Source organism: Paracoccus aeridis (assembly GCF_004923205.2).
GTDB lineage: Bacteria > Pseudomonadota > Alphaproteobacteria > Rhodobacterales > Rhodobacteraceae > Paracoccus > Paracoccus aeridis.
Genome location: NZ_SELD02000058.1, coordinates 1 through 1,237, shown reverse-complemented (window position 1 = coordinate 1,237; position 1,237 = coordinate 1). Strand labels below are relative to the sequence as shown.

General features: G+C 66.1%; 2 protein-coding genes. Both read left to right on the top strand.

The annotated features are described in order from the left end of the window. Nucleotides 1-1,034, top strand: a 1,034-nt coding sequence (istA, locus tag ELI80_RS14245) for an IS21 family transposase (protein WP_136652912.1), incomplete at its 5' end; no start/stop codon positions are given. Then, nucleotides 1,024-1,237 (top strand): ATP-binding protein (locus ELI80_RS14240; RefSeq protein ID WP_236641514.1); only part of this gene is annotated, 214 nt, incomplete at its 3' end. The genes istA and ELI80_RS14240, both read left to right, overlap by 11 nt.

The window sequence follows — 1,237 nt, the reverse complement described above, 5'->3', positions numbered from 1 at the left end:
CCTATCTGCTGCAGACCCACGAGATGCTGTTCGACGCCCATTGGCACGGCTTCCGCGTCTTTGGCGGCGTGCCGGAGCGTGGGATCTACGACAACATGCGGACGGCGGTGGACCGCATCGGCAGGGGCAAGGAGCGCCAGATCAACATGCGCTTTCTTGCCATGGCCAACCACTATGTCTTCGAGCCGGAGTTCTGCAATCCCGCCTCGGGCTGGGAGAAGGGACAGGTCGAGAAGAACGTGCAGGACGCGCGGCCGCGCCTGTGGCAACCAATACCGAACTTCCCTGACCTCGCCGCGCTGAACGCCTGGCTCGAGCGGCGATGCCTGGAGCTTTGGCGGGAGATCCCGCACGGCCGTCTGGCCGGGAGCCTCGCCGATGCCTGGGCCGAGGAGCAGCCCGCGCTGATGCCGGTGCCGCCGGCCTTTGACGGCTTCGTCGAGCAGAGCAAGCGCGTCTCGCCCACCTGCCTGATCAGCTTTGAGCGCAACCGCTATAGCGTGCCTGCCTCCTTCGCCAACCGGCCTGTCAGCCTCCGGGTCTACCCCGATCGGCTTGTCGTGGCCGCAGAAGGGCAGGTTCTCTGTGAGCATGAACGGCTGATCCAGCGCTCCCATCATCTGCCGCCCCGCACGATCTATGACTGGCGCCACTACCTGACGGTGATCCAGCGCAAGCCTGGAGCGCTGCGGAACGGTGCCCCCTTTGTGGAGCTGCCGTCAGGCTTCAGGCGATTGCAGGACCAGATGCTGCGACGACCCGGCGGAGATCGGGAGATGGTCGATATCCTCGCCCTGGTCCTGCAGCATGACGAGCAGGCGGTGCTGACCGCGGTCGAGCTGGCCCTGTCCGATGGGGTGGCGACCAAGACCCATGTGCTGAACATCCTGCACCGGCTGATCGACGGCAGGGTAACCGACAGCCCGACCATCGATACGCCACAGGCGTTGCTCCTGCGCCGCGAACCGAAGGCCAATGTCGAGCGCTACGACGACCTGCGCGCCCGCAGCAGCGGAGGCCGTCATGCGTCATGATCCCGCCAGCGGCGCCGTCGTCATCATGCTGCGCAGCCTGAAGATGCATGGCATGGCTCAGGCCGTCACCGACCTCATCGAGCAAGGCGCGCCAGTCTTCGAGGCGGCCGTGCCGATCCTGACGCAGCTCCTGAAGGCCGAGGTGGCAGAACGCGAAGTGCGCTCCATCGCCTATCACATGAAGGCCGCGCGCTTCCCGGCCT